The sequence below is a fragment of the Algoriphagus yeomjeoni genome, assembly GCF_003259505.1.
Classification (GTDB): Bacteria; Bacteroidota; Bacteroidia; order Cytophagales; family Cyclobacteriaceae; genus Algoriphagus; species Algoriphagus yeomjeoni.
The window spans coordinates 1-24,064 of sequence record NZ_QLLK01000015.1 but is presented as its reverse complement, the minus strand read 5'-3'; the positions used below and the strand labels follow the sequence as shown (position 1 = coordinate 24,064).

General features: G+C 39.7%; 26 protein-coding genes. 13 read left to right on the top strand and 13 right to left on the bottom strand.

Features of this window, described 5'->3' with window-relative positions:
• Positions 1–82: 82 nt before the first annotated feature.
• Together LV83_RS19055 and rlmH are read right to left on the bottom strand one after the other, a co-directional pair.
• Positions 83–901, bottom strand: coding sequence for a hypothetical protein (locus tag LV83_RS19055; RefSeq protein WP_146613765.1), 819 nt, complete (start codon positions 899–901; stop codon positions 83–85).
• 268 nt (positions 902–1,169) lie between these two features.
• Positions 1,170–1,643 (bottom strand): 23S rRNA (pseudouridine(1915)-N(3))-methyltransferase RlmH, encoded by a 474-nt coding sequence (rlmH, locus tag LV83_RS19050; protein WP_111613162.1) that lies wholly within the window; start codon positions 1,641–1,643, stop codon positions 1,170–1,172.
• A gap of 188 nt (positions 1,644–1,831) precedes the next feature.
• Between rlmH and LV83_RS19045 the strand changes: the two genes are divergently transcribed.
• Positions 1,832–2,338, top strand: a complete 507-nt coding sequence (locus LV83_RS19045; protein WP_111613161.1) for a fasciclin domain-containing protein — start codon at positions 1,832–1,834, stop codon at positions 2,336–2,338.
• Between the two features lie 200 nt (positions 2,339–2,538).
• Here the strand turns inward: LV83_RS19045 and LV83_RS19040 are convergent, their stop codons facing one another.
• Positions 2,539–3,012, bottom strand: coding sequence for a YcxB family protein (locus LV83_RS19040; RefSeq protein WP_111613160.1), 474 nt, complete (start codon positions 3,010–3,012; stop codon positions 2,539–2,541).
• Positions 3,013–3,162: 150 nt separating this feature from the next.
• On the opposite strand from LV83_RS19040, the gene LV83_RS19035 reads away from it, so the two are divergent.
• Positions 3,163–3,390 carry a hypothetical protein gene (locus LV83_RS19035; protein ID WP_111613159.1) on the top strand — a complete coding sequence of 76 codons (228 nt, stop codon included), beginning with the start codon at positions 3,163–3,165 and terminating at the stop codon, positions 3,388–3,390.
• Here the strand turns inward: LV83_RS19035 and LV83_RS19030 are convergent.
• Together LV83_RS19030 and LV83_RS19025 are read right to left on the bottom strand one after the other, a co-directional pair.
• On the bottom strand, positions 3,387–3,794 hold the full coding sequence (locus tag LV83_RS19030) for a Fur family transcriptional regulator (protein ID WP_111613213.1): 408 nt from the start codon (positions 3,792–3,794) through the stop codon (positions 3,387–3,389). The genes LV83_RS19035 and LV83_RS19030 overlap by 4 nt on opposite strands.
• Positions 3,795–4,061: 267 nt before the next feature.
• Positions 4,062–6,587, bottom strand: coding sequence for a zinc-dependent metalloprotease (locus LV83_RS19025; RefSeq protein ID WP_111613158.1), 2,526 nt, complete (start codon positions 6,585–6,587; stop codon positions 4,062–4,064).
• Positions 6,588–6,694: 107 nt separating this feature from the next.
• On the opposite strand from LV83_RS19025, the gene LV83_RS19020 reads away from it, so the two are divergent.
• A complete protein-coding gene (locus tag LV83_RS19020) occupies positions 6,695–7,810 on the top strand; it encodes an NAD(P)/FAD-dependent oxidoreductase (RefSeq protein WP_111613157.1) in 1,116 nt (371 codons plus the stop codon).
• On the opposite strand, the gene LV83_RS19015 is transcribed toward LV83_RS19020, so the two are convergent.
• Complete coding sequence (locus tag LV83_RS19015; RefSeq protein WP_317046702.1) at positions 7,807–8,754, bottom strand: UbiA family prenyltransferase; 948 nt, start codon at positions 8,752–8,754, stop codon at positions 7,807–7,809. The genes LV83_RS19020 and LV83_RS19015 overlap by 4 nt on opposite strands.
• Positions 8,755–8,906: 152 nt before the next feature.
• On the opposite strand from LV83_RS19015, the gene LV83_RS19010 reads away from it, so the two are divergent.
• The 3 genes from LV83_RS19010 to LV83_RS19000 are packed head-to-tail and all read left to right on the top strand — an operon-like array spanning position 8,907 to position 11,567.
• Complete coding sequence (locus LV83_RS19010; protein WP_111613155.1) at positions 8,907–9,983, top strand: type III polyketide synthase; 1,077 nt, start codon at positions 8,907–8,909, stop codon at positions 9,981–9,983.
• On the top strand, positions 9,983–10,711 hold the full coding sequence (locus LV83_RS19005) for a methyltransferase domain-containing protein (RefSeq protein ID WP_111613154.1): 729 nt from the start codon (positions 9,983–9,985) through the stop codon (positions 10,709–10,711). Before LV83_RS19010 ends, LV83_RS19005 begins: the two co-directional genes overlap by 1 nt.
• Position 10,712: 1 nt before the next feature.
• A complete protein-coding gene (locus LV83_RS19000) occupies positions 10,713–11,567 on the top strand; it encodes a mechanosensitive ion channel family protein (RefSeq protein WP_111613153.1) in 855 nt (284 codons plus the stop codon).
• Between the two features lie 49 nt (positions 11,568–11,616).
• On the opposite strand, the gene LV83_RS18995 is transcribed toward LV83_RS19000, so the two are convergent.
• Genes LV83_RS18995 through LV83_RS21495 form a run of 3 tightly spaced genes read right to left on the bottom strand, consistent with a single transcriptional unit; the run spans position 11,617 to position 13,379 of the window.
• Positions 11,617–12,294 (bottom strand): nitroreductase family protein, encoded by a 678-nt coding sequence (locus LV83_RS18995; RefSeq protein ID WP_111613152.1) that lies wholly within the window; start codon positions 12,292–12,294, stop codon positions 11,617–11,619.
• A 55-nt stretch (positions 12,295–12,349) separates the two neighbouring features.
• Positions 12,350–13,180 carry a hypothetical protein gene (locus tag LV83_RS18990; RefSeq protein ID WP_146613764.1) on the bottom strand — a complete coding sequence of 277 codons (831 nt, stop codon included), beginning with the start codon at positions 13,178–13,180 and terminating at the stop codon, positions 12,350–12,352.
• Positions 13,181–13,205: 25 nt separating this feature from the next.
• On the bottom strand, positions 13,206–13,379 hold the full coding sequence (locus LV83_RS21495) for a hypothetical protein (RefSeq protein WP_170124588.1): 174 nt from the start codon (positions 13,377–13,379) through the stop codon (positions 13,206–13,208).
• Positions 13,380–13,489: 110 nt separating this feature from the next.
• Between LV83_RS21495 and LV83_RS18985 the strand changes: the two genes are divergently transcribed.
• The 4 genes from LV83_RS18985 to LV83_RS21490 are packed head-to-tail and all read left to right on the top strand — an operon-like array spanning position 13,490 to position 17,142.
• Positions 13,490–15,259 (top strand): MutS-related protein, encoded by a 1,770-nt coding sequence (locus tag LV83_RS18985; protein ID WP_111613150.1) that lies wholly within the window; start codon positions 13,490–13,492, stop codon positions 15,257–15,259.
• Between the two features lie 44 nt (positions 15,260–15,303).
• Positions 15,304–16,449: a 5-(carboxyamino)imidazole ribonucleotide synthase gene (locus LV83_RS18980; RefSeq protein WP_111613149.1), complete on the top strand. Its 1,146-nt coding sequence runs from the start codon at positions 15,304–15,306 to the stop codon at positions 16,447–16,449.
• The gene (gene purE / locus LV83_RS18975; protein WP_111613148.1) at positions 16,446–16,961 is read left to right on the top strand and encodes a 5-(carboxyamino)imidazole ribonucleotide mutase; all 516 of its coding nucleotides are present in this window, start codon (positions 16,446–16,448) and stop codon (positions 16,959–16,961) included. The genes LV83_RS18980 and purE overlap by 4 nt, the downstream gene beginning before the upstream one ends.
• Before the next feature lie 37 nt (positions 16,962–16,998).
• A complete protein-coding gene (locus LV83_RS21490; protein WP_170124587.1) occupies positions 16,999–17,142 on the top strand; it encodes a hypothetical protein in 144 nt (47 codons plus the stop codon).
• On the opposite strand, the gene LV83_RS18970 is transcribed toward LV83_RS21490, so the two are convergent.
• The gene (locus LV83_RS18970; protein WP_245947101.1) at positions 17,139–17,642 is read right to left on the bottom strand and encodes a hypothetical protein; all 504 of its coding nucleotides are present in this window, start codon (positions 17,640–17,642) and stop codon (positions 17,139–17,141) included. The genes LV83_RS21490 and LV83_RS18970 overlap by 4 nt on opposite strands.
• Entirely contained in the window at positions 17,614–17,958 is a 345-nt protein-coding gene (locus tag LV83_RS18965; RefSeq protein ID WP_111613147.1) for a DUF3127 domain-containing protein, read from the bottom strand. The genes LV83_RS18970 and LV83_RS18965 overlap by 29 nt, the downstream gene beginning before the upstream one ends.
• A gap of 349 nt (positions 17,959–18,307) precedes the next feature.
• Here LV83_RS18965 and LV83_RS18960 point away from each other — a divergent pair, with 349 nt between their 5' ends.
• The gene (locus LV83_RS18960; protein ID WP_111613146.1) at positions 18,308–18,910 is read left to right on the top strand and encodes an RNA polymerase sigma factor; all 603 of its coding nucleotides are present in this window, start codon (positions 18,308–18,310) and stop codon (positions 18,908–18,910) included.
• On the top strand, positions 18,885–19,118 hold the full coding sequence (locus LV83_RS18955; protein WP_111613145.1) for a hypothetical protein: 234 nt from the start codon (positions 18,885–18,887) through the stop codon (positions 19,116–19,118). Before LV83_RS18960 ends, LV83_RS18955 begins: the two co-directional genes overlap by 26 nt.
• 34 nt (positions 19,119–19,152) lie before the next feature.
• On the opposite strand, the gene LV83_RS18950 is transcribed toward LV83_RS18955, so the two are convergent.
• Complete coding sequence (locus tag LV83_RS18950) at positions 19,153–20,028, bottom strand: alpha/beta hydrolase (RefSeq protein ID WP_158530629.1); 876 nt, start codon at positions 20,026–20,028, stop codon at positions 19,153–19,155.
• Between the two features lie 2 nt (positions 20,029–20,030).
• Positions 20,031–21,464: an aldehyde dehydrogenase family protein gene (locus tag LV83_RS18945; RefSeq protein WP_111613143.1), complete on the bottom strand. Its 1,434-nt coding sequence runs from the start codon at positions 21,462–21,464 to the stop codon at positions 20,031–20,033.
• A gap of 422 nt (positions 21,465–21,886) precedes the next feature.
• Here LV83_RS18945 and LV83_RS18940 point away from each other — a divergent pair.
• A partial coding sequence (locus LV83_RS18940; protein ID WP_158530628.1) for a DUF7507 domain-containing protein occupies positions 21,887–24,064 on the top strand: 2,178 nt, incomplete at its 3' end.

Sequence of the window (24,064 nt, the reverse complement as noted above, 5' to 3'; positions counted from 1 at the left end):
GGAGTGAGGTTTTTTCGATAGACTGTTTGGACAACAGGGGTGATTGATCCAACAGGTTTTGGCCTCCTTTGGGAGGTCATTTTTAGTTGGAGGCTAGTAGATTAGCCTGCTCTTCAGCCAATGCTTTAAGGCCTTCAATTCTCGCAGAATTATAAAGCTTCAATGCTTTATTTAATTGTACAGAAGCCTTTTCAAAGCTTTGATCATTAAAGTGGGAGATTGCATCATTGTAATATTGTAGTCCTGCTAATTGAGTCAAATTGACTTTTCTAAAAATTGCATTGTCTGAGAGATCTACTTTTGGCGCCCCTAGTCGCTGATTAAGTGACTTGAGCTCTACTGAATCATCGGCTTTATAACCTTGTAAATAGGAAGCAACTTCCGTCGGGGCTGTAATCATTCCACCAATTGGTAGCGTACTTTCTAAAATAATGTCTTTCTCCTCGTGATTCACTACTATAAAAACATGGTAATCCGTTTCTACAACTTTGTATTCAAACCCATATCTATCTAAAAGAAGGGCCAATGCAGCGGAAGCACTAACACAATCATATTTGCCTTCTTCAAGCATATCATTGAATGTGGAATGTTGCTCGTAGGTTTTGAATAGCTGCTGATGAGATTTTTCGAAAATATTGCGGAGCACATTTAAGTGTGTTCCTTTCTTATCGTATTTCTTGTCCAGGTCAGCTAGTAAATTATCCCATTTGACATCAGAAAGAGATTTTTCAGCCTGCACTGCTCTAAAAAGTAAGAATGGACTTTGTTGACCAGCCTCCCAAAGCTCCTTCTCTAAATTATTGTCAAAACGTAAATCCTCAGAAATTCCCATACCATCCTGAGCCATGGCAAAAATGCCGATGGTGAATAATAAAAGATATGTGAGTATTACTTTTTTCAATCTGAGTGAAGCTAATGTTATTAAAAGCACGATCAATGTTACGTAAAGTTAACAATTTGGTAACATTAAACCAGATGATGATCCAAAACTTAACATTGGAGTAATGAAAGAGCTCAATTTTAAGTCTCAGTTGCATTAGCTAGAGAACAGGAATAGCTTCAAGTTTTTGAATAAATGTTGAGGTAGGTAGTTTGAAAGTTTTTTTGACAATAAAATACGCAGATGCTAAATTGAAATTGTCAATAGAAAATATAGAGATTGAATACTTTTACTCGTGGTGGTAAGGTTCATTTCTCAGAATAGTAAATCCCCTATAAAGCTGCTCTATAAAAAATGGGCGAATCATTTGATGCGAAAAAGTCATTTTTGAAATGGAAAGTTTACCGTTTGCGCGAGCATAAACTGCTTCAGAAAAGCCATAAGGCCCACCGATTATAAAAATCAATTGCTTAAGTCCGCTATTCATTTTCTTTTGTAGAAACTCAGAGAAATCCATAGAACTGTAGCTTTTGCCTCGCTCGTCCAATAGAATTACCTCGTCTGCAGGGATGATATTTTTCAGAATCAATTCACCTTCTTTTTCCTTTTGGAGGATTTCAGAAAGAGATTTAGTGTTTTTCAGGTCAGGAATCACTTCAAATTCAAACTTGATATAAAAATTCAGGCGCTTACTATATTCCTCGATCAGAGAAATGATTGCTTTGTTGTCAGTTTTGCCTATCGCGATAAGTTTTATTTGCATTCCCAAATATCTAGAATTTCTATTTATGGTCTATAAATGTATCTGAAAGGTCTAAAATTGGGGTGTCTGATACGTACATGTTTTTTCATCACCGAATGAAAGACAATTCTTAAAAAACTGAAAAACAATTGATTATAAGTAGTGTTATAGGGGTATTCAACCAATTTTAAAATTAACACTTAACAACAATGAAAAAATTAGGAATAGTAATGATGCTCACGATGCTAATAGTTGCATCTTCTTTTGCACCAAAAATGAATGCAGTCCATGAGACAAAAATTGAAGCCGATATTGTTGATTTGGCAATTTCTCAAGATTTCTTAACCACTTTGGTAGCAGCTGTGAAAGCAGGTGATTTGGTGGGTACTTTAAAAGGAGACGGACCATTTACAGTATTTGCTCCTACAAATGATGCATTTGCAAAGCTTCCAGCTGGAACAGTAGAGAATTTACTAAAGCCAGAAAACAAGGCTCAATTGGTAAAAATTCTTACTTACCATGTAGTGCCAGGAAAAGTGATGTCTTCTGACTTGAAAAACGGTCAAATGGCAAAAACTGTAGAAGGAAGCTCAATCAAAGTGACTTTGATGGATGGAAAAGCAATGATCAACAATGCAACAGTAACAGCTGCAGATATTGAAGCAGATAATGGAGTAGTTCACGTGATCGATACAGTGATCATGCCTCCAATGTAATTGAAAAGTTGTTTTCAACCCTTTGAAGCCTATCCTTTTGGATGGGCTTTTTTTTTGTGAAAGCCTGAAATGTTGTCTAGCTTTTAAAATCAGAGATAAAATTTTCTGTAATTTCTCGATTGGTAAATTAGATATCTATACCTGTAAAACGCAAAAAGCCTCCAATTTAAGGAGGCTTTTTGCGATGTATTGGGAGGTGCTTATTTGATCAGTTCCTTACGCTTTAGGATTGTTTCCATAAATTTTCGCTCATTATCTGAGTTGAAAATCCGGAAAGGAAGATGTATAAATTGAGCTTTGGACATATAAAGAACGAAAGCGTCTTTTCTTACTTCTGCATTTTTGATCATGTTCCATTGCACGGGCATGCCTTGTTTGGTATTGATTTTCATCAAGATTTGACGGCTGTCGATTTCATAAGCCATTTTATCGAAAATCACCTTGTTTTGCTCCATTTGAGTCACTCCTGTAAACTGGATCGCCCAAAACAGCACATAAAGTCCGTATGCTATCAATGCGCCGATGATCCACCAAATCGAGGGAATCCAAAAATAACCACACATAATTACTAATGCTATTGGGATAACCCACCATTGTTCCTTCAAAACATTGACCAAAGCCATTTTGATATAGGTGCCAGTAGGGAGTTGATATTTTTTTGTTTTTACTATCATCACTTTTCTTTTTCAGAGCGCAAATATCCACCTATCCAAGGGAATTAGCAAGCCCGCTTAAATCATAAAAAACATCTTTATTCGAAAACAAATCGGCTCTACCATTGATTTAAATCTTGTATTCAATTATATTATCTCAAACTTTTAGCGATGAGCAGTCTTGTAATCGATTTGATCCTTTGTGGTTTGGCATATGTCATCTTGATATATGTCATGGCGACTATGACTAAAAACTCTTTAAGAAAGGGTGGTAGGAGTGAAGATGATGGAGATGGCGGAGTAGAGGATTTTACACCACCAAAGATAGATTTACCTCCAGGGGTGCAATGGCCAAGTGATTCACCAAAATCGAGAATTCCTGAGCCCGTCGAATTTTAATGACACTTATTGCAAACTCCTTGCACCAATAAATTCATTTCCTTCTTTTTAAAGCCTGAGGGTAGTTTGATGCTCGGAAGGGTAATAGATTCTAGACAGGTAGTTTCTCCACAGATTTCACATTTGAAATGGACGTGTTCGTGATTATGATCTGCCTCTTCATGAGAGCAAAGCGCATATTTAGTGGCTCCACTGTCATCGAGAACTTTATGCACTACGTCTTTGTCTACAAATGTTTTTAGTGTGCGATAAATCGTCACCCGATCAAACTGGCTATCCAGCGATTCCTCTAAATCCGAGTGAGCCAAAGCCACCTGCTTGTCCAGAAACTCTCGGATAATCTCCTGACGACAATCTGTGATGCGTAGTTTATGACTTTGAAGTATGGAAAGTGGTGATGACATGTTCATGTGTTTGAAACAAAACTAATCAAAAATTGATTTCAAGACATTCGTTTCTCGCAGCGGAGTGGCGACGCAACGTTTTTTTTTACTATTACAATCACGGATTGTTGTGCCCAAATTTTTCAAAGGTGAGTTACTTATAAAAAAGCAGATCCTGATTAAAAAAGATAAAAAGGAAATCGCTGCGTCGTTGCTTCGCCGCGAGAGATCTTTAAAAAAAATGGGCGCCAAAACTGACGCCCATTTATACTTTATATTTTCAAACTCTTACTTCGGATCAAGAATAGTATTTACTCTTTCTAAAGCATCTTCTAGGTGAAGCTTAGACATTCTGTCTGAAGTTCTAACAATTGCTGATTTGATATCTCTCTGTAAGATTTTCAATTCACCTCTTGCCATCGGCCTGATGTCTGACTGTGATGCATTGATCTGCGGGCCTACATATCTTCTGAAGTTAGCTGGAATAGTTGGGCCATCGCTGGTCATCAAATATTCCATACGCTCAATGTAAGCTCTCTGTAATGCTCTTCTGTGAACATCAATTGTCTTACCGGACGATAGCTCAGTCCAGATGCCTTTTCTCAGGTCATCGAATAGCTCTGTCATCTTATATGCTTCATTACCATTCAAGGCTTCGTTTTCGATTACTCGGCCTAGTCTTCCTAAGTCAAGTACTGAATTCAACGTGCCTGCCTGTACTCCACGAATTCTTTCCAATGCTCCAAAGTCCTCTGTTCTGGCAAAGATGTCATCTTGCATCATCCATTCTGGCGTAGTGAAAAGTTCTTTGTTCAAGAAATCAACAGCTGACTTCTGAATTTCTTTTGAAGTATGTGTATACACTGGTAGATCCTGTCCAACAGCTCTGTAAACTTCAGCTACACCACCGATATTGGTTCTTACATGACCCATATATCTATTGAATTGCGTAATCACCTGTCCATACATTTCTTCCAGATCTTCGAAATCTTTGTAAGGTTTACTCGGCTCTGAAGTCCAATCCATCAGGTTAGGCATGATACGCTTCAAGTTAGCGATACCATACTCGGAAGCTTTCATAGAATTGTCCCCTAAATCTTCACTCTGAGCAGTAGGGTCATAGCTATTTCCCTGACGTCCATATCGGTAGATCGGGTCACCTTGTTTTTCTAAAATCCACTTATCCAAAGTTGCCAACTCATCTTCTGGAGTAGCAGCATCAGGAATTGGTCTATAGCCCCAAGCAACGGCATATTTATCATAAGGGCCTACGTTTGGCATTAAGCTGACACCTTCGTCCCCTGGCTGAGCGATGTAGTTAAATCTCGCATAATCCATGATTGAAGGAGCTGTTCCCATTTCTTTGGTAAATGCCGCATCTCTTAGTTTCTCCACTGGATAAGCATGAGAAGAGGCAAAGTTGTGAGGAAGTCCAAGCGTATGACCTACTTCGTGAGAAGAGACAAACTGTACCAAGCGGCCCATCACTTCGTCTTTGAACTGCACACTTTGTGCCTCAGGATTGATCGCAGCTGTCTGGATGAAGAACCAGTTTCTCAATAGGTTCATTACGTTGTGATACCATCCGATATCCGATTCTAATATTTCACCTGATCTTGGATCAGACACGTGAGGTCCATACGCATTTTGAATATCGGAAGCAAAATATCTGATCACAGAATATCTCGCATCTTCAGGGCTCCAAGTAGGATCTTCTTCTTTAGTAGGAGCTAGTTTAGCAACGATGGCATTTTTGAAACCTGCTGCCTCAAAAGCAACCTGCCAGTCATTCACTCCAGCGATCAAATAAGGGATCCACTGCTTAGGAGTAGCAGGATCTATGTAATAAACAATCTGCTTTTTAGGCTCTACCAATTCGCCAGCCTTGAACTTCGCCATGTCCTCATCCTTCACTTCTAGTCTCCATCTGTCAAGGAAGGTACGGCTCTGCGCTTTTTGAGCATCAGCTCCATAATCTACAATAGAACGGCTGAACCATCCCACACGCTGATCGCCCAATCGTTGCTTCATTGGCTCTTTCGGAAGTAGTAACATAGAAGAGTTCATCTCCAATGTAATTGAACCAGTGGAACTGTTTGATGGAGGGTCATTTGCAAGATAAGTCATCACGTACCGCGCTTCAATGTTGATTGGATACGTATTGATATGACTTATGTACGACCTGTCTGTATCTAGTCGAGTGACTTTATATTGCGTACGCTCATTTTTAGGTAGGCCAACTGCCTGTACATCTTTTGCCCATAGATCCGTCGCCTCTATCACGATTCCAGTAGAATCTGTAGCGAGAGATTTGATAGCAAACTTCTGTAGGATTGGCTCCAGGTTGGAATTTTTTACCGCTAAGGCGATAGGAAGGGAATCTGCTGCAAAATTATTTACAGAGATAACTTTCAAGTGAATATCGTTGTTGTACTTTTCCCAACGAAGCATTAGCGTATTGGTGCGCTCTCCACCATAGCCAATTCCATCGGCAGTTTTGGCAATGGTAGTGACCATCAACATGTCTCTTCCTAGAAGGGAATCTGGAATTTCGTAATAGTATTTGTCTTCAATCTGATGGACCTTGAAAAGGCCATCTTTTGATTTTGCCTTGGCAGTGATTACCTCTTTGTAAGGTTTTGGATCTGAATCATTACCTTTTGGTTTGGCAGGGGTTGCTGGTGTAGCCGCTTCTTTCTTGGCATCCTTTTTCTTCTTTTTCTGAGCAAAAGTATCCGTAGAATAAAACATCACACCCATTACACCAAGGACTAATGTTAATCTCCTGAGTAATTTGGGTAGCGTATTTCTCATAGTTATTATTTGGTTAGGTATTTTCTAAACCGTGAATTTCTAGAAAGGATCTGTAAAGAGCATCCATTTTTGATGAACGGTGTATATATAAATTTAAAGGCAGAACTGTGAACGATAGACACAATACAGTTGTAATTGGTGGTGGACTGGCAGGTTTGATTTCAACTTATTTATTGGCCAAGGCCGGACGAGAAGTACTTTTGGTCGAAAAGAAAAGCTATCCTTTTCATAGGGTCTGTGGTGAATACTTATCTAATGAAGTACTTGATTTTTTACAACGGGAAGACCTGCTGCCAAGTCAATTTGAATTGCCTCAGATCAACAGGTTTTTGTTTTCCGATACTGCTGGGAAAAGCGTTTCAACGCCTTTAGACCTTGGAGGATTTGGGCTTAGCCGCTATGTGCTAGATGATCATATCTACCATAAAGTGCTAGAAAAAGGTGGTGCTGTACAAACGGGAGTTCAAGTAGAGTCTGTGGTCTTTGATGAGAAAGAGAATTTATTCAGGCTCGAGTTGGCCGATGGATCACAGTTGAGGGCTGAAAATGTAATCGGAGCTTTTGGTAAGAGATCAAAACTGGACAAAACGCTAAACCGAGCTTTCATCGAAAAGAGAAGTCCTTATATCGGCGTTAAATATCACATAAAAACAGATTTCGATAGAAGTACTGTAGCACTGTATAACTTCAAAGGAGGGTATTGTGGATTGAATACCATAGAGGAAGGTAAAGTTAACTTGTGCTATCTCGGAGATCGGGAACAGCTCCGAAAATATGGTTCGATAGAAGCAATGGAACGAGAAGTATTGTGGAAAAACCCCAGCCTGAGACCATTTTTCACAGATAGTGAGTTCCTTTTTGACAAGCCAGAAGTGATTAATGAGATCAATTTTGAACGAAAAAAACCTGTGGAAAATCATATTCTCATGGCAGGAGACTCTGCGGGATTAATCACTCCACTCTGTGGCAATGGAATGGCTATGGCTATTCATGCTGGGAAATTGGCAGCGGAAGCAATTTTGGAAGGAAAATCCAGAGAAGAAATTGAAGCGCGATATGTGCATTCCTGGAAATCACTTTTTGAGCGGAGACTCTGGCTAGGCAGGAAGGTTCAGCGTCTTTTCGGTTCTTATCAAGCGTCAATTTTGACAAGAAAGTTGATTCAGCATGTTCCTTTTATTTCAGACCAAATCATAAAAAATACCCACGGAAAACCTTTTTAATAACCCAAAGCTTGTAATATCTGCGTGTTTTCCAGAAAGTAATAAATGAAAAATGCATTGAGTGCTAATGCCGAGAAATAATTCATCCCCATAGCCCAGTTATAATTCGCATACTTCGTAGGATTCAGTCGGATAAAACTAAACCAAATCAAAAAGTAAAGCATAATCGGAGTCATCGCAGCTAGATAAATCCAAAGAATATCGAGTTGATTTCGACCCAAAAAAAACCATGCGAATCCTGCGCCAGTCACCATAAATGTCAATGCAGAAAAGAGGAAAGTGCCTTTGATTCCTAAGAATAAGCTTAGCGTTCGGTCACCTCTCCGAGCGTCTTCTCCATGTTGATAAACTTGTGTCAGCGGATAGTTTCCCCATAGCATCAAGCTGGTCAATAGTCCCGGGATCAGTACATGTGGCTTGTAAAGTACTTCATAACTTAAATTGCTCAGGCCAGCATAAGCCGTGGCGAAGGTGAAATATCCCTGGAAAAATCCAGCAATGAACCAACTCAGCCATGGATACTTTTTGATCCGGATGGAAGGATGAGAATAGGCCATACTCACCAGTCCATAAATCAAAATCATAATCGCAACACTGAAATTGATACTTACACCGATTCCAATCGCAACCAGGAAAAAGACCAGTGAAAGCCAATAAAGGTCTTTGGTGACTTTTGGTGGATGCTTCAGCCCGCCGATACTTTCTTCGTCTTTATCAAAATAACTGTTGTAGCCATTACTTGATGGGTAGAGAAAAAGATGAAGTGCAATAAAAACCCAAAGTATTCTCGACTCATTATGATTGGGAGTGAGTGCCAAAGCAAAGAAAAAGATGGGCATCAAAAAGAGAGAAAAGGGAATTCGAAGATGCTTAAGGCTAGAAATAGAGATCATATCGTAAATGAGGTTGGGCTGATAACTATTCCAGAGGGAGATAGTTACCATGCATTCAGCCAATTTAGATATATTCAATTAACTTGATCAATAGAACTTGGAATTGGGTCAATCAATTATTCAAGGGTTTATTTAATGATAGAAGCAAGACCAACTAAATTTTTATACATGAAGTCAACTTCCCCAAACTCGAACTTCTCTTTATGACTAGTGGAATCGTAAGCATAGGCGTGTCAAATCCGGGCAATCCTATCAATCAGTCAGCAATAGCCAGCTTTATGCAGAAGGCGCATCAGTTGGATGAGGTGGAGTCAAGGAAATTAGGTTTTTTGTACAGAAAGTCCGGCATTACCAGTCGCTATAGTGTGTTGAATGATTTTGAAAAGTCAGACCCCAAGGACTTTTCTTTTTTTCCAAACTCTAAGGACTTCGAACCCTTCCCTGGCACAAAGGCTAGGATGGAAGTTTTTCGTCAGACCGCTCCGAATCTTTGCGAAGAGGCGGTGATAAATTGCCTTTCAAAATCTGATGTAAAAGCACAGGAGATTACTCATTTAATTTTGGTGTCCTGCACCGGAATGATGGCTCCGGGAGTAGAGCTGGCCTTGATGAAAAGTCTAAACCTAGAGGATACAGTGGAGCGCTATTGCATTCATTTCATGGGATGCTATGCTGCATTTACAGGGTTGAAATTGGCAGATAAAATAGTGAAAGCTGAGCCGGATGCAAAAGTGATGTTGGTTTGTGTGGAGTTGTGCACCTTGCATTTTCAGAAGGAATATGTGGAGGATAATATTCTTGCAAATTCACTTTTTGGCGACGGTGCAGCTGCGGCTTTGGTGATGCGGTCTGAAAAGGGCTTGAAAATCAAATCTTACCTAAGTCAGGTACTTCGTGATGGCGAGGAAGATATGGCTTGGGGGATCGGAGATTTTGGTTTTGAGATGCGTTTAAGTAAGTACATTCCAACCCTTCTGGATCAAGGTATTGGCCAATTGAAAGAGAAATTTGAGCAGAAATTCAAGTTATCCACAGTGGATAACTTTGCGATTCATCCTGGAGGAAAACAGATTCTCCAGAAAGTTCAAGAGGCATTCGGCCTGGAAGAATCGGTCAATGCTCATGCAATGGAAGTGCTCAAGCAATTTGGAAATATGTCGTCAGTGACCATACTTTTTGTATTAGAGCGAATGATGCGTGACGAGCAAATTCAAGGAGATATACTATCTATGGGATTTGGTCCAGGGCTTACGTTAGAAACTTTACTTTTGGAAAAGTGATGGGCAAATTTGCGCAGCGAAGTGAAGAGAAAGAATTGATGGATGACCTCAATTGCTCAGGGGAAGAACTCAATCAGACTTTGCGCGAGCTAAAAACCATTAACCGCTGGCTGGGGGGAAATTATGTGACTACTGCTGGCTTGGCAAAGATTTTTAAGAGCTATCCACAAGATTCCTATACCGTAGCAGACATTGGCTGCGGTGGTGGTGATATGATCAGAGTGATGAATAACTGGGCCAAAAGTCGTGGAAAAGCGGTTAATTTTATTGGAATCGACGCAAACAGGAACATTATTGACCTTGCGCGGGTTAGATTATTTGACTTAACAGAAGTCACTTGGGAAACTCAAAATGTCTTTGAAGCTGAATTTTCTATTGAAAAAGTTGATATCTCTACGTGTACGCTCTTTACACATCATTTTACAGACAGCGAGTTAGTAGCATTGCTGGACTCTCTTCGAGCAAAATCCCGCTTAGGAATAGTCATTAACGATTTGCACAGACATCCATTTGCATATTATAGTATTAAGTGGTTGACTCGGGTATTTAGCAAGTCAAAAATGGTTCGGAATGATGCATGTTTATCGGTTTTGCGGAGCTTTTCGAGATCAGATTGGGAAAGGGTTTTGCAGTCTGCACTTATAGAAAATTTTAAAATTAGCTGGCATTGGGCTTTTCGTTGGCAAGTGACTATTTATTTTAAAGAATCATCAACCAAAATTAATTAACATGGAATTTTCTCAGGAAACGGTAAATGCATTTTATGAACGTGCGATAGACTTGGCGTACTTAATAGTACCAAGAATCATATTTGCCATAATTTTTTACTTTATAGGTAAACTTATTGTAAATGCACTTTTAAAGGGATTGAGAAATTTCATGGAAAAGAGGGAGACTAATCCTTCTCTAAATGAATTTCTTTTTGGGTTTGTTAAAATCGTATTATACATCACTTTATTCATGGGTGTGGCCAGTATTTTGGGAGCACCACTAGGATCTACAGTAGCTATATTTGGTGCTGCAGGCTTGGCTATAGGTTTGGCATTGCAAGGTTCTCTTTCAAATTTTGCAGGGGGTATTCTGATTTTAGGATTTAAACCTTTTGAAGTCGGAGATGTAATAGTGGCTCAAGGTCATACAGGGACTGTAGACAAGATTCAGATTTTGTACACTCACTTGATGACTTTCGACAATAAAGAAGTCGTGCTTCCAAACGGTAGTCTTGCAAATTCAGATATCGTAAATATGAGTACCCAAGCAACTCGAAGAACAGAACTGAATGTCGGGGTGGCTTATGGCACTAACATTAAACAGGCTAAGGAAATAATCCTGAATATCTTCGAAAATGATCCTCGCGCCCTGAAAGACCCTGCACCTTTCGTAGCACTAACCAATTTTGGAGATAGCTCGTTGGACTTGGTGGTTCGTGTTTGGGCCAAATCAAGTGAATTGTGGCCTATGCACTTTGACGGGATGGAAGCGATCAACACGGAATTTGAAAAGGCAGGAATTGAAATCCCTTTCCCTCAACGCGTAGTACATCAAATTAAAGAGAAAGCAGCAGAAGAAGAGGCAAATTCTTAATTTGAAGCTCAATAAACAGAAAGGCGATCAAACGATCGCCTTTCTGTTTTTAAAACCTTTTTATGATTTCATCAAGTGACTTTCTTTTGATATCTGGGACGTAGGTTTCTGCCTTTGGATAGCCAACTGGAATTAGTAAATAGGGTTTTTCATTAAATGGTCTTGCAAGAATCTCACTCAGGAAATTCATCGGGCTTGGCGTATGGGTCACTGCGGTGAGTCCTGCTTGGTGAATTGCAGCTATTAGAAATCCACAGGCAATTCCCACAGATTCGTTCACATAATAGTGCTGTACCTTTTCACCGTTTTCCATTCCATAGGATTGCTTAAACACCACAATCAAATAGGGAGCTTCTTCCAAAAAAGGCTTTTCCCAGTTTGTTCCCAATGGTTTCAAATCAGATTTCCATTGATCCGGCATCCGGCTCGAATAGCTAATTTTTTCCTCCTCCTCGGCAGCATCTCTGATTTTCTTTTTGATAGCAGGATCTGAGATTAAGCAAAAAGTCCATGGCTGCTTGTGCGCGCCGGAGGGAGCTGTACTTGCTGTGAGGATGATGTTTTCCAAAAGCTCGATTGGAACTGGACGCGAATCGAATTCTCTAACCGTCCTACGTTGATCCATTTCCCGATAAAATTGTTCCGATCGCAAGGTCATTTCCTCAAGACTGAGCTGAGGACGCTCATATCTGACATGCTCAAAACCTTCAATTATTTTCTTGTCCATAAAAAAAACGGCTAAATCGAAAGATAGCCGTTTTGATTTTATTATTGGAATTGAATTAATCCAGTGTAACTGGCAACGATCCATTTGGATAGAAGATTGTAGCCATTTTATCGCAGGCTCCATCTCCGTAATCTACAGTAATATCAATACCATTGTACTGAAACGCCAATATGCCAGAACTTGGGATTCTCACTCCTGAATCAATACAGCTTTTTGTGTAAACCAATGCCTCAGTAACTGAAGTTGTATAGTTAAGTCCTTCACGACTTGTGCCGGAGGCTGTACCTGTAATGGAAGCTTCATATTCTCCTTGTGTACCAAGTTTGATGACACGGACTTGGTCACTTGTCAACGTGACAAACGTATTATCAGGCCAAGTAACTTTTCCATTTTGGATTTTTACTTCCAAAGTGATCGTGCCATTCTCGAGGCTCACACCTTTATTAGTAAGCGTTCTTGTGCCTTCGATTTTATAACCATTGACTTCATAGCCTTCAAATGTGGTGGTGATTTTTGCACCAGTTATTAATAGGTTGCCAGTGTAGGCCAAATTCACGACCCCTTTTCTAAGAACGCCATTCTCGCTGGTGCAGCCATCACCAAAATCAACTTTAATTGTCTTTGTGCTTTCATCTAAGGTGATTATTGCTCCTTCACAAATAGTAGAAGCTGGGATATTTACAGAAGTTCTTGCGCTGAGTCCGCTAGTGCTCAGAACTGAGAGTGTAAGGTTATCCAAATCCTCAAATGCCATATTGACTTCCACGTCTTCATTGACAACTGCAAGGTTTGGTACTGGCGGTTCTTCATTCATATCACAGCTGTATACGAGCATGATGCCGAAGATCATCAGAAATAAAATTGCGGGGTTAAGTGTGTTTTTCATGGTATTTTACGATAGATTTTGGTAATTATTTAGTTGGTTTCTTTATTGAACTGTTTGGCTTTTTGGACTTTCCGCCTACACAGCCTATGTTTTGAGTAAATGAGATATCGTCAGGTAGAATTCCCATTCCCTCCGAAAGGTCCCAGTCCTCAGGTTCTATTTCCTTTTCAGTCGTTTTTTTAGGTTTGGTATTTTTCATAATTCCAATATAGTTAATGATAAACGTCCAGGACTTGCTAAAAATTTGAATAGGTGTCAAGGATTGCGCCAATTTGATTAGTTAGCTTGATTCAATTCCTATCTTTGGGCATGAAAGGATTTGATTTTGAAAATTCTAATCTGCCGGAAAAGCTGAAAGCTGTCAAAAGTAAGGTCGGAACCTACTCTTTATTGCGTTTGCTAGTCTTTTTTGGTATGGGAGGATTATTTGTTTTGGCGGTAGCGGAGAGTCCAGTTTGGTTATTGTTTTTTGGAGTCTCGGTAGCCATTTTCATTTCTTTGATTAGAAAGTATAATTATCAAAAAGATCAGGAGGCTATTTATTTAGCGCTTGAGACCATGAATCTGGCTAGAGAAAAGCGAGTTGGAAGAAACCTAAAAGATCTTGATGCTGGTAATGAATTTCAAGAAAAAGCTCATCCTTTCTCCAATGACTTGGATCTATTTGGAGACCACTCCTTATTCCAACTCCTGAATCACACGGTCTCTAAGAAAGGCAAGGAAACCCTTGCTTCCAAAATGAAATCTGAGTTTGACTTGGACAAAGCAGGGGCATTTCGAGAAGCCTCCCATGAGTTATCCTTAAAATCTAAGTTTCTTCAAGCGATGGAAAGCATAGGAATTGCTTTTTACAATGAGGAGAAATCAAATTCTGGCTGGACCAAATGGCTGGAAGAAAGTGATAAGAGTACACTGTTAATTACCATGGGTGCTTTCCTAGGTCCAATTGGAGGTTTGACCCTTTCCGTTTTAATATTTATAGGAATAGTCCCTGGAGCACTTTTCGGTGTTTGGGTTTTGATTGGTATGGTCTTTTTGGGAATGGTTTTTAAACCGTTGAAAAAAGCCGCTGAGTCGATTCCAAGTCGTCATCAATTGAAAACCTATCGTTATTGGCTGGCTGTGTTGGAAAAGGAACAGATGCATTCACCCCTTCTGAAGGAGATGCAGGCTCCATTTCTCACCAAAGAGGTTAATGCTTCGACACTTTTTGATCAGTTGGATAGTTTAGGACTTTGGATTCAAAACCGGATTAATATCCTGTATATCCCGATCAACTTCATTTTTTGGACAGACTTGTTTTTATACGTCAAGCTAGTTTCTTGGAAGAAAAAACATGGTCATCTAGTTGCTCACTTTCCAGCTCAGCTAGTAGAGTGGGAAGTGTTAATTTCCTTAGGAGCATTTGAAAATGAAGTCGGTGGAAAAGGAAAGATTGTTTCTATAGAAAAGGGAATCAAAGCAAAGTCAGTCTCTCACCCGTTGCTTTCACCTGGAATTGCGGTTCCTAATGACTTCGAGATTGATGTGAATCAGCGAGTCATTTTGCTTACTGGGGCAAATATGAGCGGAAAGACCACCTTTATGCGAACGCTCGGGATTAATTGTGTGTTGGTCAATCTAGGTTTAAGACCTTTCGCTGAGGAATTTGGGTTTAGTGACTTTCAACTTTACACCAGTATGCGGAATTCGGATAATTTGGGAGAAAGTGTGAGCTCCTTTTATGCGGAGCTCAGCAGGATTAAGAAATTGATAGATCGGATCGAAAAAGGAGAGCAAATTTTCTTTCTGCTGGATGAAATCTTAAAGGGCACAAATACGGAAGATCGTATTGCTGGCTCAGAAGCATTGATTAGGCAAGTGGATGACACCAATGCGTTTGGAATCATCAGTACTCACGATATTGAATTAGCAGACTTGGAGGAAAGAATGAGTTCAGTGAGAAATTTCAGTTTTCATTCTGAGATCCAAGATCAAACTATTGATTTTGATTACAAAATTAAACGGGGGGCATGCCCGAGTTTCAATGCACATAAACTCATGGAGTTGATGGGAATTCGTTTTCATCAAGAAAAGTGAGTTCTGTTTCTTGAGATTATCTTATTTTTGATTACAAATAAACTATGGCAATACCATCGCAATCACCCATTTTGGGAGTCCTCGGAGGAGGTCAATTGGGCCGAATGCTTATTCAGTCGGCAATCAACTATAATCAGGATATCCACATTTTGGATCCAGATCCGAACGCGCCATGCAAGGATCTATCCCAGCGATTTACGGTTGGATCGCTGAAAGATTTTGATACTGTGTATGCATTTGGTCACGGCTGTGATGTAATCACGGTGGAGATTGAAAGTGTTAATACCGAGGCACTTGAAAAATTGCAGCGTGAAGGAAAGAAGGTTTATCCACAGCCTGATATACTGAGCTTGATAAAAGATAAGCGGAAGCAAAAACAGTTTTATCAACTGAACGGGATTCCTACTGCGGACTTTATTCTGACTTCGGATAAAGCCGAAGTTATCCACCATGCTGATTTTCTTCCTGCTGTAAATAAACTGGGTAAAGAAGGCTATGATGGACGTGGTGTTCAGGTATTGAGGTCGGAAGCTGATTTGGATAAAGCATTTGATGCTCCGGGTTTATTAGAAAAATTGATTGATTTCGATAAGGAGATTGCAGTGACTGTAGCAAGAAATGAGGCAGGGGATTTGATCGCTTATCCTGCTGTAGAGTGTGCTTTTCACCCAACGGCTAATTTGGTAGAGTTTCTTTTTGCGCCAGCAGAGATCAGTAAAGAAGTAGCAGAAAAAGCTGAAGAGATCGCTAAGGATGTGATTCTCAAACTTGGAATGGTAGGGATTTTGGCTGTAGAAATGTTTGTCACCAAAGATGGGGAAGTACTGGTCAATGAAGTTGCGCCGCGTCCACATAATAGTGGTCACCATACCATAGAGGCTAATTATACCTCGCAGTTTGAGCAGCATTTACGCTCCGTGATGAACTGGCCGCTAGGAAATCCTGACTTGAGATGCCCGGCTGCAATGATAAATTTACTTGGAGAAAATGGATTTACAGGGCCAGTTTTGGTAGAAGGGCAGGAAGAAGCACTTGCAGAGCAGGGTGTTTACATTCATTTGTATGGCAAGAAAATAACAAAGCCTTTTAGAAAAATGGGGCATGTGACGGTAGTATCAGATACCGTTGCAGGCTTGAAAGAAAAAGCGCAGCGAATAAAAGAGTTAATCAAAATCAAATCTATATCATGAATCCACAGGTAGGAATTATCATGGGCAGCCAATCGGATCTTCCGATAATGGCAGAAGCTGCGCAAATGCTAGAGGAATTGGGAGTAAACTATGAGCTAACAGTAGTTTCTGCACACAGAACCCCACAGCGCATGATTGATTATGCACATTCTGCTCGAGAGCGTGGGATCAAAGTAATCGTAGCTGGAGCTGGTGGAGCAGCGCATTTGCCGGGAATGGTAGCTTCGATGACTAGCCTTCCCGTAATCGGAGTTCCTATCAAAAGCTCAAATTCCATCGATGGCTGGGATAGCATTTTGTCAATTTTGCAAATGCCAGGAGGTATTCCTGTAGCAACAGTCGCGTTGAATGGTGGGAAAAATGCCGGGATTCTTGCGGCTTCAATTGTGGGATCATTCGATTCTAAAGTTGGAGAAAGCTTGGATACTTATAAAAAGACATTGAAGGAAAAAGTAGAGGAGTCAGCCGCTCAGATAGAAGCGAAAGGCTGGAAAGAGATTTTAAAGAAATAAAAAATGCGGCTCTTGAGCCGCATTTTTACTTGATGCTATGAATTGGAAAAAGATAATTCGATTTAAAATCGGAGATGTGCCTTGGGAAGTTCCGTTGGATGTGTTAGTCCTGATGGGAGTGATCACGTTGGTTTTGATGGGGGTAGGGGCGTATTTCGGCTTCCAATTTGGAAGTGGTTAATCCGTAAAGATTCCCCATCCGTCATCATTTCTCTCAGAAGAGTCAAATCCCTTTTGCCACTCAATAAAAAGCAGGCGATATTCCTCTACAGCTTCTCTAAGCAATTCTAGGTGCTCCTCTGCGTGGGTTTCTTCCATTCCTAGTTGATAAGTCATTGTATTAAGGCTTTTCGCATGAACTTTCATGATCATAGCCTTTTCCATTTTGAGTACGTAGTCAGAAATTGCTTCTGCAGCAGCGAATTTGGCACTCAAAACCATCGCGTCTTCCATCATGATATTGCCATAAAGCTCCTTTCGAGCCTCATCTAGACTTCCTACCAACGCTCTAGTTAAGGCAAAGATGTCCTTTGCCTTTTTCATTAATGGGTGCTTATAGATGTTTTCGTGTTCCTTGCGCGCGTCGAATTCATCGTCTTCATCCCATCCTGACTCATCATCATCGTCATCATCCCACATAGGACCGAAGTTTTTAGAAAGGTAATTTATCTTCTTCTCCATCCGAATGGAAAGTATCCATTTCAGGCATATTTGAAGGGGCCGATCCACCGCCATTTTTATCTACTTTGAAAGCCTTCACTTCAGTATACCACCGACCATTGTATTCTCTACTTTCTACGTCTATGCTCATGGTTACATTTTCACCTTCGGAAATGGCGAATTGATCGATTTTATCTCCCCAAACTGATACACAAACCTTTTTAGCATATTGCCCTGGGGTTTCCAGTATATATTCTTGCTTTTTCCAAGAGTTACCACTTTTTGATGTTCCACCTACTTCGGGTAGTTTTTGGATAATTTTTCCGCTCAATTCCATTGTATTTATTTTAAATTTCTATCTACGCGAAGTTACACAAAGCACTTGAAATGTTCTGTTTGGACAGGTTCAATTTACTTTGCTCTTAATGTGAATTTTAACATTTTTTGGCATAAACATTGGTTAATGAGTAGTCTGGATTTTGTATGTTTCAAATAAAATATCGCCTTCGTCTTTATTTGAAAAATAAAATTTGGATTGTGTTCTTCTTATGCTTTGTGAAATAAAATCCTTGAATTTTCTTTGCAGAGTTGTTTTCGAAATCCTACTTTTAAAAATCTTTCTTTTTCTTTCACCCTTACTGGATACTATGGCCTAGACCTTTACGTTTATAATAAACCAACTTAAAATGAGTAAACGAATTGGTCCTAAGGACAGCGAATTGATTGCACAGTATCGAAATGGTAGTGATGCTGCCTTTGATCTATTAGTAGATCGCTATAAAGGTAAAATGTACACCACAATATTTTTGATCGTTAAGGATCAGAAGGTAGCTGAAGATTTACTTCAAGATGTGTTTGTGAAAGTGGTAAAAACACTTAACTCAGACAAATACAACGAAGAGGGGAAGTTTCAGCCTTGGGTGATGCGGATATCTCACAATCTGGCTATTGATTATTTTAGAAAAGCCAAGCGATATCCAACCATACTGATGGAGGATGGTTCTAATATATTTAACTCGCTAAGATTTGCTGAGGAAAATGTGGAAGACCGACAGGTACGGGATGAGAATATTGAGCTAGTGAAGCGCCTGATCGAAGAGCTTCCCGAAACTCAAAAGCAGGTCCTGATTATGCGTCATTATCTGGATATGAGTTTCCAGGAAATTGCAGATCAGACAGGTGTGAGTATTAATACTGCTCTTGGAAGGATGCGATACGCGCTAATCCATCTGCGGAAGAAGATGAAACAACTAAATTTTGCATATGATAAAACCATTTACCCCAAATGATCTGGTAAGATATATTTATCAGGAAATGTCGGAGGTAGAACAAGAGCTCTTAGTGCAAGCCTTACACAGTGATGAATCACTGATGCAAGAATACGTAGAAATGCTGAGCACAATAGAGCAGATGGATCAAATCCAGCTTCAACCTTCGGAAAAAGTAGTACAGGCGATCAAATCGAGAGCCCAATCTACGGGACTCGAGCGAGTCTGAAAATATGGTAATCCCGCTCTTTTGGCGGGATTTTTTATTGCTGTTCCTTGATAAAGGCTGCTGCTTGCTGAAACAATACAGGATAAGTTTCTAAGGTAAATCCATGTCCCTGATTCAGGACTTTGGTAAATTCATGCTTTACACCAGCCTTAGATAATTTTTCTTCTAAAATTTCACTTTGGGAAAAAGGTACTACGTTATCTGCTGTGCCATGGAAAAATATAGTCGGAACTGACTCACCATCAATAAATGTAATTGGGCTGGAATTGGCATAGGCTGTAGGATTTTCCATTGGACTGCTTCCTAAAAGTCCTCCGAGACCAGTAATTGTAAGGAAGCTATAATCATATAATTCAGCTAGATCGGTGGGAGGGAAAAAGGCTACCACAGCTGTTACATTGCCAACTGATTCATGCTTGTAGGCATGTAATAATGCTAAATGTCCACCTGCACTTGCTCCTGCAAGTATTATAGTGTCAGAAATATTCCATTCAAGCGATTTGCTAAGGATATAGTTTATCGCCTTTATTACCTCATTTTCTTGGGTTGGAAATTTATTTGTGCCAGTTGTAAAGTTATATAAGCTGTAGTTGATAGATACAAAAGCATAATCTGGCAAAGCAGCCGAAAGGGATGATCTAAATTGTTTAAATTCTTCTTTGCTACCTTCTACCCAGGCTCCCCCGTGAATATATATTAGTAGGGGGGTATTTGTTGTTGATCTACCGGCAGGTAAGTACACATCCATCAATTGATTGGGTTCTGATCCATACGATTGATCGGATAAGTCTAATGATTCGAGTCTCTCTGATGGGGTCTCATCTCCATTGGAAGTACAGCTCCAAAAAGCGCCAAGAATAAATATTCCAAATGTGATTTTTTTAGAGACGCAATAAAACCTATTCCTCATTTTCAAAACCATTTAATCAGTGAAGCAATAATTTGTTTTGCCTTTATACCATAGGGTGGCCTTAGCAGAGTTGCATTATTAAGTCCGACTCTTTGCTTGAGCACCCCTTTTTCATTGCTGAAAGCTAAAAACCCATGATAACCATGTGCTTTTCCGATTCCACTATTATTTACACCCCCAAATGGTAATTCCAAATGGAGAAAATGGATTACACAATCATTAAGTACAGTATTCCCTGAGCTTGTTTCCTTTAAAACTTTTGAAGTATTTTCCTGATTCTTACCAAAATAGTAAAGTGCTAATGGCTTTGGTTTAGAATTGACATATTCTATAGCTTCTTCTAAGGTGCTGTAGCTTAAAATAGGTAGGATGGGGCCGAAGATTTCCTCCTGCATAACCTGCATTTCATCATCAACTTTGGTTAAAAGAGTTGGGTCAATGTAGCGGGTTTCTGGGTTATATTTTCCTCCGAATGCTATCTCAGTACCCTTCGATAAAGCATCTTCTATAGTTCCAATCAGTCTTTCAAAGTGCTTATCATTTATAATCCTAGCCAAATCAGGTGATTTTTCTATTCCAGTATAATCAGGATCGTACATTTTTTGTAATGCTACCTTCAATTCCAAGATGAGAGTCTCTTGGAGAGAATCATGGACTAATATATAATCTGGTGCAATGCACGTCTGTCCACAATTAACGTATTTTCCCCAAACGATCTTTTCTGCAGCATCTTTACAATCAGCATCCTCTGCTAGAATAACAGGAGATTTCCCACCCAACTCCAACGTGACTGAACTTAGATTTTCAGTTGCAGCTTTCATGACAATTTTCCCAACTGCCGGGCTTCCAGTGAAAAATATATGGTCAAAAGGTAGTTTAAGTAGTTCGGTTGAAACTTCAACTTCACCTAAAACTACAGCGACTTCACTTGGTTCAAAAAGCTCAGAAATCATTTTGGAGACCAGTTCAGAAGTATGAGGAGTCATCTCTGAGGGCTTTATCACGGCTGTGCAGCCCGCGGATAGGGCTGAAATCAGTGGGCCAATAGTTAGGTTAAAGGGATAATTCCATGGAGATATAATCAGTGAAGTGCCTTTAGGCTCTACATATGTTTTGCTGGATGTTCCTAGCATGGGAAGTGGAGTTGAGACCGATTTAGGTTTCATCCACTTTTTCAGGTTTTTAATACTATGATTGATTTCAGCAGTTACTGGGAATATTTCGCTGAGATCTGTTTCTGCTTCAGGCTTCCTAAAATCGTTCTTTAGCGCTTCACGGATCGCTTGCTGATTATCTTTTATCCAGTTTCTTATTTTTTTTAATCGACTTACCCTTTCCTCATAAGAAGAATTTCTCCATTCACGGGAAGTCTCACGCTGAGACCGAAAAATAATTTCTGGATTTGGGTTTTTTAAAGATGAGTCTGTATTAATCATTTTTTTATCAACAAGGAATTTAATTTCTCCCTAAAAATAGGATTATAATCTCATTTGGTTTGGAGAGGAATTCTGGTAAAATTAACCATAACTATTTAATTAAATATACTTTTAAACACAATAACAATAATTTCATATCTATAAAATTGCATTACATGTAATATTTTTTGCAGAATTATTTGGATATGAAATACAATTAAATGTACTTTTACGACATAAATGTGGCTATGATAATTGTGTGTGGTTTGATTTATAGGTTTACCGGGATATCAAGCCACTTTTTTTACCAGGAGTTTTTGCATTGAATATGTAGGTATTTCAATATAAAATTCTGATAAAAACAGTTTTAGAGCTTCTATCAATACATTAATAAGGTTATGAGAGAATTTTTACGTACTCGAGAAATTTTAAATACTAACGATATGGATCACATGTCAAACGATCATCCAATAGATGAGAATATCAGCAGCAATAATTTTTTAGGGGAAAAGTCTCATTTGAGGAAAAATCTCTTTTTGCTTTTCGCAATTTTCCTTATCTCAAGTTTTTCATTTGGGCAAGTAGTACCAGTTACTACTCCTGCAGGAGGATTTGAAATTGATGGAAATCTCATATCTAACTCTCCAACCAATGGGGCTGGCGACTGGGTTCAAGGTGGTTCTGGATCCGGTGGGTTCCTGTTTAATGCTAATGGGACCCCTGTAAATGTGGTTAGGACCGTTAGGTTTCAAGATCCATATTCACCTTCTACTGATAATGTATTTCAAGGTGGAGGAAAATTTAATGATAATCCAAATAACACTTGGAAATGGCAATTAAATAGTACTTCTGGAAAATCTGATATTGGGAATGTTTTTGTCCATCTTGCAGAAGACGCTACTAATGATCAATGGATCATTGTTGGTGCGGACAGATTAGAGACTAATGGTACTAGTTACATTGATTTTGAGTTTTTACAGGGGACTATTGCCGCAACAGGTACCTCAGGTAACAATAGACCCTTTACAGCATCAGGCCCACACAATGGAAGAACTATTGGCGATTTTTTAATTTCTGTTGAATATACCAACGGCGGGTCTAATCCGATAGTAAGATTTTACCGATGGAGTTTAATTTCAGGCACAAATTATGATTACATTGAACAATTTCCTGGTCCAATAGCTTTTGCCGCAACTAATAGTTCCGGCTCTGTAAGTGCACCTTTAGGAGCTTTTGGTACTAATACTTATTCTCAGTTTCAGTTTGTTGAGGCTGCAATTAATGTTAGTGCTTTTTTTACCGGGATAGGGAATCCATGTGATGGATTGACTATTGGGACTGTCTTTGTAAAAACTAAATCCTCTAGCTCTACAACTGCTTCTTTAGAGGATTTTGTGGCACCGGTTCCAGTGAAGTTGGTTTTAGGGAATGCTGAGATAAGTTATAGTCCTGCTGACCTATGCAATAGTTTTGCCGATGTAACGCTAGATGGTGTTCTTGGTGGTGTTTTTTCTTCAACTCAAGGCTTATCAATAGATTCTCAAACGGGAAGAATTGATTTGACTAATAGCACCCCAGGTACATACACAGTAACTTATTCATTTTTAAGCGAAGGATGTCCTAAAACAACAACTACAAGTGTAACCATACCAAATAAAGCGCCAGCTCCCGCTGTTGCTTCTTTTGATTATTGTATAGGTGATGGAAATAAGACACCTGTTGTTACACCCGCACAGGGATATACTATTAAGTGGTATGATTCGGCAATGAATCCCCTAGCTGCGGCGCCTAGTATTTCAACAACAACTGCAGGTACATTTACCTATTACATAAGCCAGATTAAGTCTGGAGAATGCGAAAGCACAAAGGCTTTAGTCACAATAAAAGTGGATTCATGCAGCCTTACTTTAGTAAAGGCTGCTACAAATGGACCTTCTGGAGAAGATTGTTTGGATCCGACTTTAAATCCAACTATCAATTACAGCTTTTTACTTACAAATAATGGAGCCTTTCCTTTAAGCAACATTCAGCTCTCAGATCCATTATTTCAGGCTCCAAACCCAGCTGTATCCTTTACTCTTTCTAATAATGGAAATGGGGATGCTATTTTGGATGTAAACGAAAGCTGGACTTACACGGCTTCTTATACGATTACTCCTACAGACATTGAAAATGGACAAGTAGAAAACCAGGCCACTGCTAGTGGAGTGGCGAATGGTAAAACTGTGTCAGATCTTTCTGGGACAGCTGTGGATAATGACACGCCTACGATTGTACCTATATGCCAGGAAGAAGAGTTTAGCATTACGAAACTGGCGACGCCACAGACGTATGATGCGGTAGGAGACGAAATCAGCTACGACATCACGGTGACCAATGATGGCAACGTGACGTTGGAAGGCATTTTGGTAACGGATCCGTTGACTGGCCTGAGCCAATTGATTACGAGTTTGGCTCCACAGGCGGACACGGTGATCGTGACTACTTATACGATTGACCAGGACGATCTGGACGCAGGTCAGGTGGACAACACCGCGACAGCGACCTTTGGTCAGGAAGAGCGCACTGCCGATGAGCAGGTGACAGCGATCCAGGAAGAAGAGTTTAGCATTACGAAACTG

Coding starts and splice junctions, on each gene's coding strand:
- rlmH (WP_111613162.1), bottom strand. CDS start 1,643: ATGCAAATAAAACTTATCGCGATAGGCAAAACTGACAACAAAGCAATC.
- LV83_RS19045 (WP_111613161.1), top strand. CDS start 1,832: ATGAAAAAATTAGGAATAGTAATGATGCTCACGATGCTAATAGTTGCA.
- LV83_RS19040 (WP_111613160.1), bottom strand. CDS start 3,012: ATGATAGTAAAAACAAAAAAATATCAACTCCCTACTGGCACCTATATC.
- LV83_RS19035 (WP_111613159.1), top strand. CDS start 3,163: ATGAGCAGTCTTGTAATCGATTTGATCCTTTGTGGTTTGGCATATGTC.
- LV83_RS19030 (WP_111613213.1), bottom strand. CDS start 3,794: ATGTCATCACCACTTTCCATACTTCAAAGTCATAAACTACGCATCACA.
- LV83_RS19025 (WP_111613158.1), bottom strand. CDS start 6,587: ATGAGAAATACGCTACCCAAATTACTCAGGAGATTAACATTAGTCCTT.
- LV83_RS19015 (WP_317046702.1), bottom strand. CDS start 8,754: ATGGTAACTATCTCCCTCTGGAATAGTTATCAGCCCAACCTCATTTAC.
- LV83_RS19010 (WP_111613155.1), top strand. CDS start 8,907: ATGACTAGTGGAATCGTAAGCATAGGCGTGTCAAATCCGGGCAATCCT.
- LV83_RS19005 (WP_111613154.1), top strand. CDS start 9,983: ATGGGCAAATTTGCGCAGCGAAGTGAAGAGAAAGAATTGATGGATGAC.
- LV83_RS19000 (WP_111613153.1), top strand. CDS start 10,713: ATGGAATTTTCTCAGGAAACGGTAAATGCATTTTATGAACGTGCGATA.
- LV83_RS18995 (WP_111613152.1), bottom strand. CDS start 12,294: ATGGACAAGAAAATAATTGAAGGTTTTGAGCATGTCAGATATGAGCGT.
- LV83_RS18990 (WP_146613764.1), bottom strand. CDS start 13,180: ATGAAAAACACACTTAACCCCGCAATTTTATTTCTGATGATCTTCGGC.
- LV83_RS21495 (WP_170124588.1), bottom strand. CDS start 13,379: ATGAAAAATACCAAACCTAAAAAAACGACTGAAAAGGAAATAGAACCT.
- LV83_RS18985 (WP_111613150.1), top strand. CDS start 13,490: ATGAAAGGATTTGATTTTGAAAATTCTAATCTGCCGGAAAAGCTGAAA.
- LV83_RS18980 (WP_111613149.1), top strand. CDS start 15,304: ATGGCAATACCATCGCAATCACCCATTTTGGGAGTCCTCGGAGGAGGT.
- purE (WP_111613148.1), top strand. CDS start 16,446: ATGAATCCACAGGTAGGAATTATCATGGGCAGCCAATCGGATCTTCCG.
- LV83_RS21490 (WP_170124587.1), top strand. CDS start 16,999: ATGAATTGGAAAAAGATAATTCGATTTAAAATCGGAGATGTGCCTTGG.
- LV83_RS18970 (WP_245947101.1), bottom strand. CDS start 17,642: ATGGAGAAGAAGATAAATTACCTTTCTAAAAACTTCGGTCCTATGTGG.
- LV83_RS18965 (WP_111613147.1), bottom strand. CDS start 17,958: ATGGAATTGAGCGGAAAAATTATCCAAAAACTACCCGAAGTAGGTGGA.
- LV83_RS18960 (WP_111613146.1), top strand. CDS start 18,308: ATGAGTAAACGAATTGGTCCTAAGGACAGCGAATTGATTGCACAGTAT.
- LV83_RS18955 (WP_111613145.1), top strand. CDS start 18,885: ATGATAAAACCATTTACCCCAAATGATCTGGTAAGATATATTTATCAG.
- LV83_RS18950 (WP_158530629.1), bottom strand. CDS start 20,028: ATGAGGAATAGGTTTTATTGCGTCTCTAAAAAAATCACATTTGGAATA.
- LV83_RS18945 (WP_111613143.1), bottom strand. CDS start 21,464: ATGATTAATACAGACTCATCTTTAAAAAACCCAAATCCAGAAATTATT.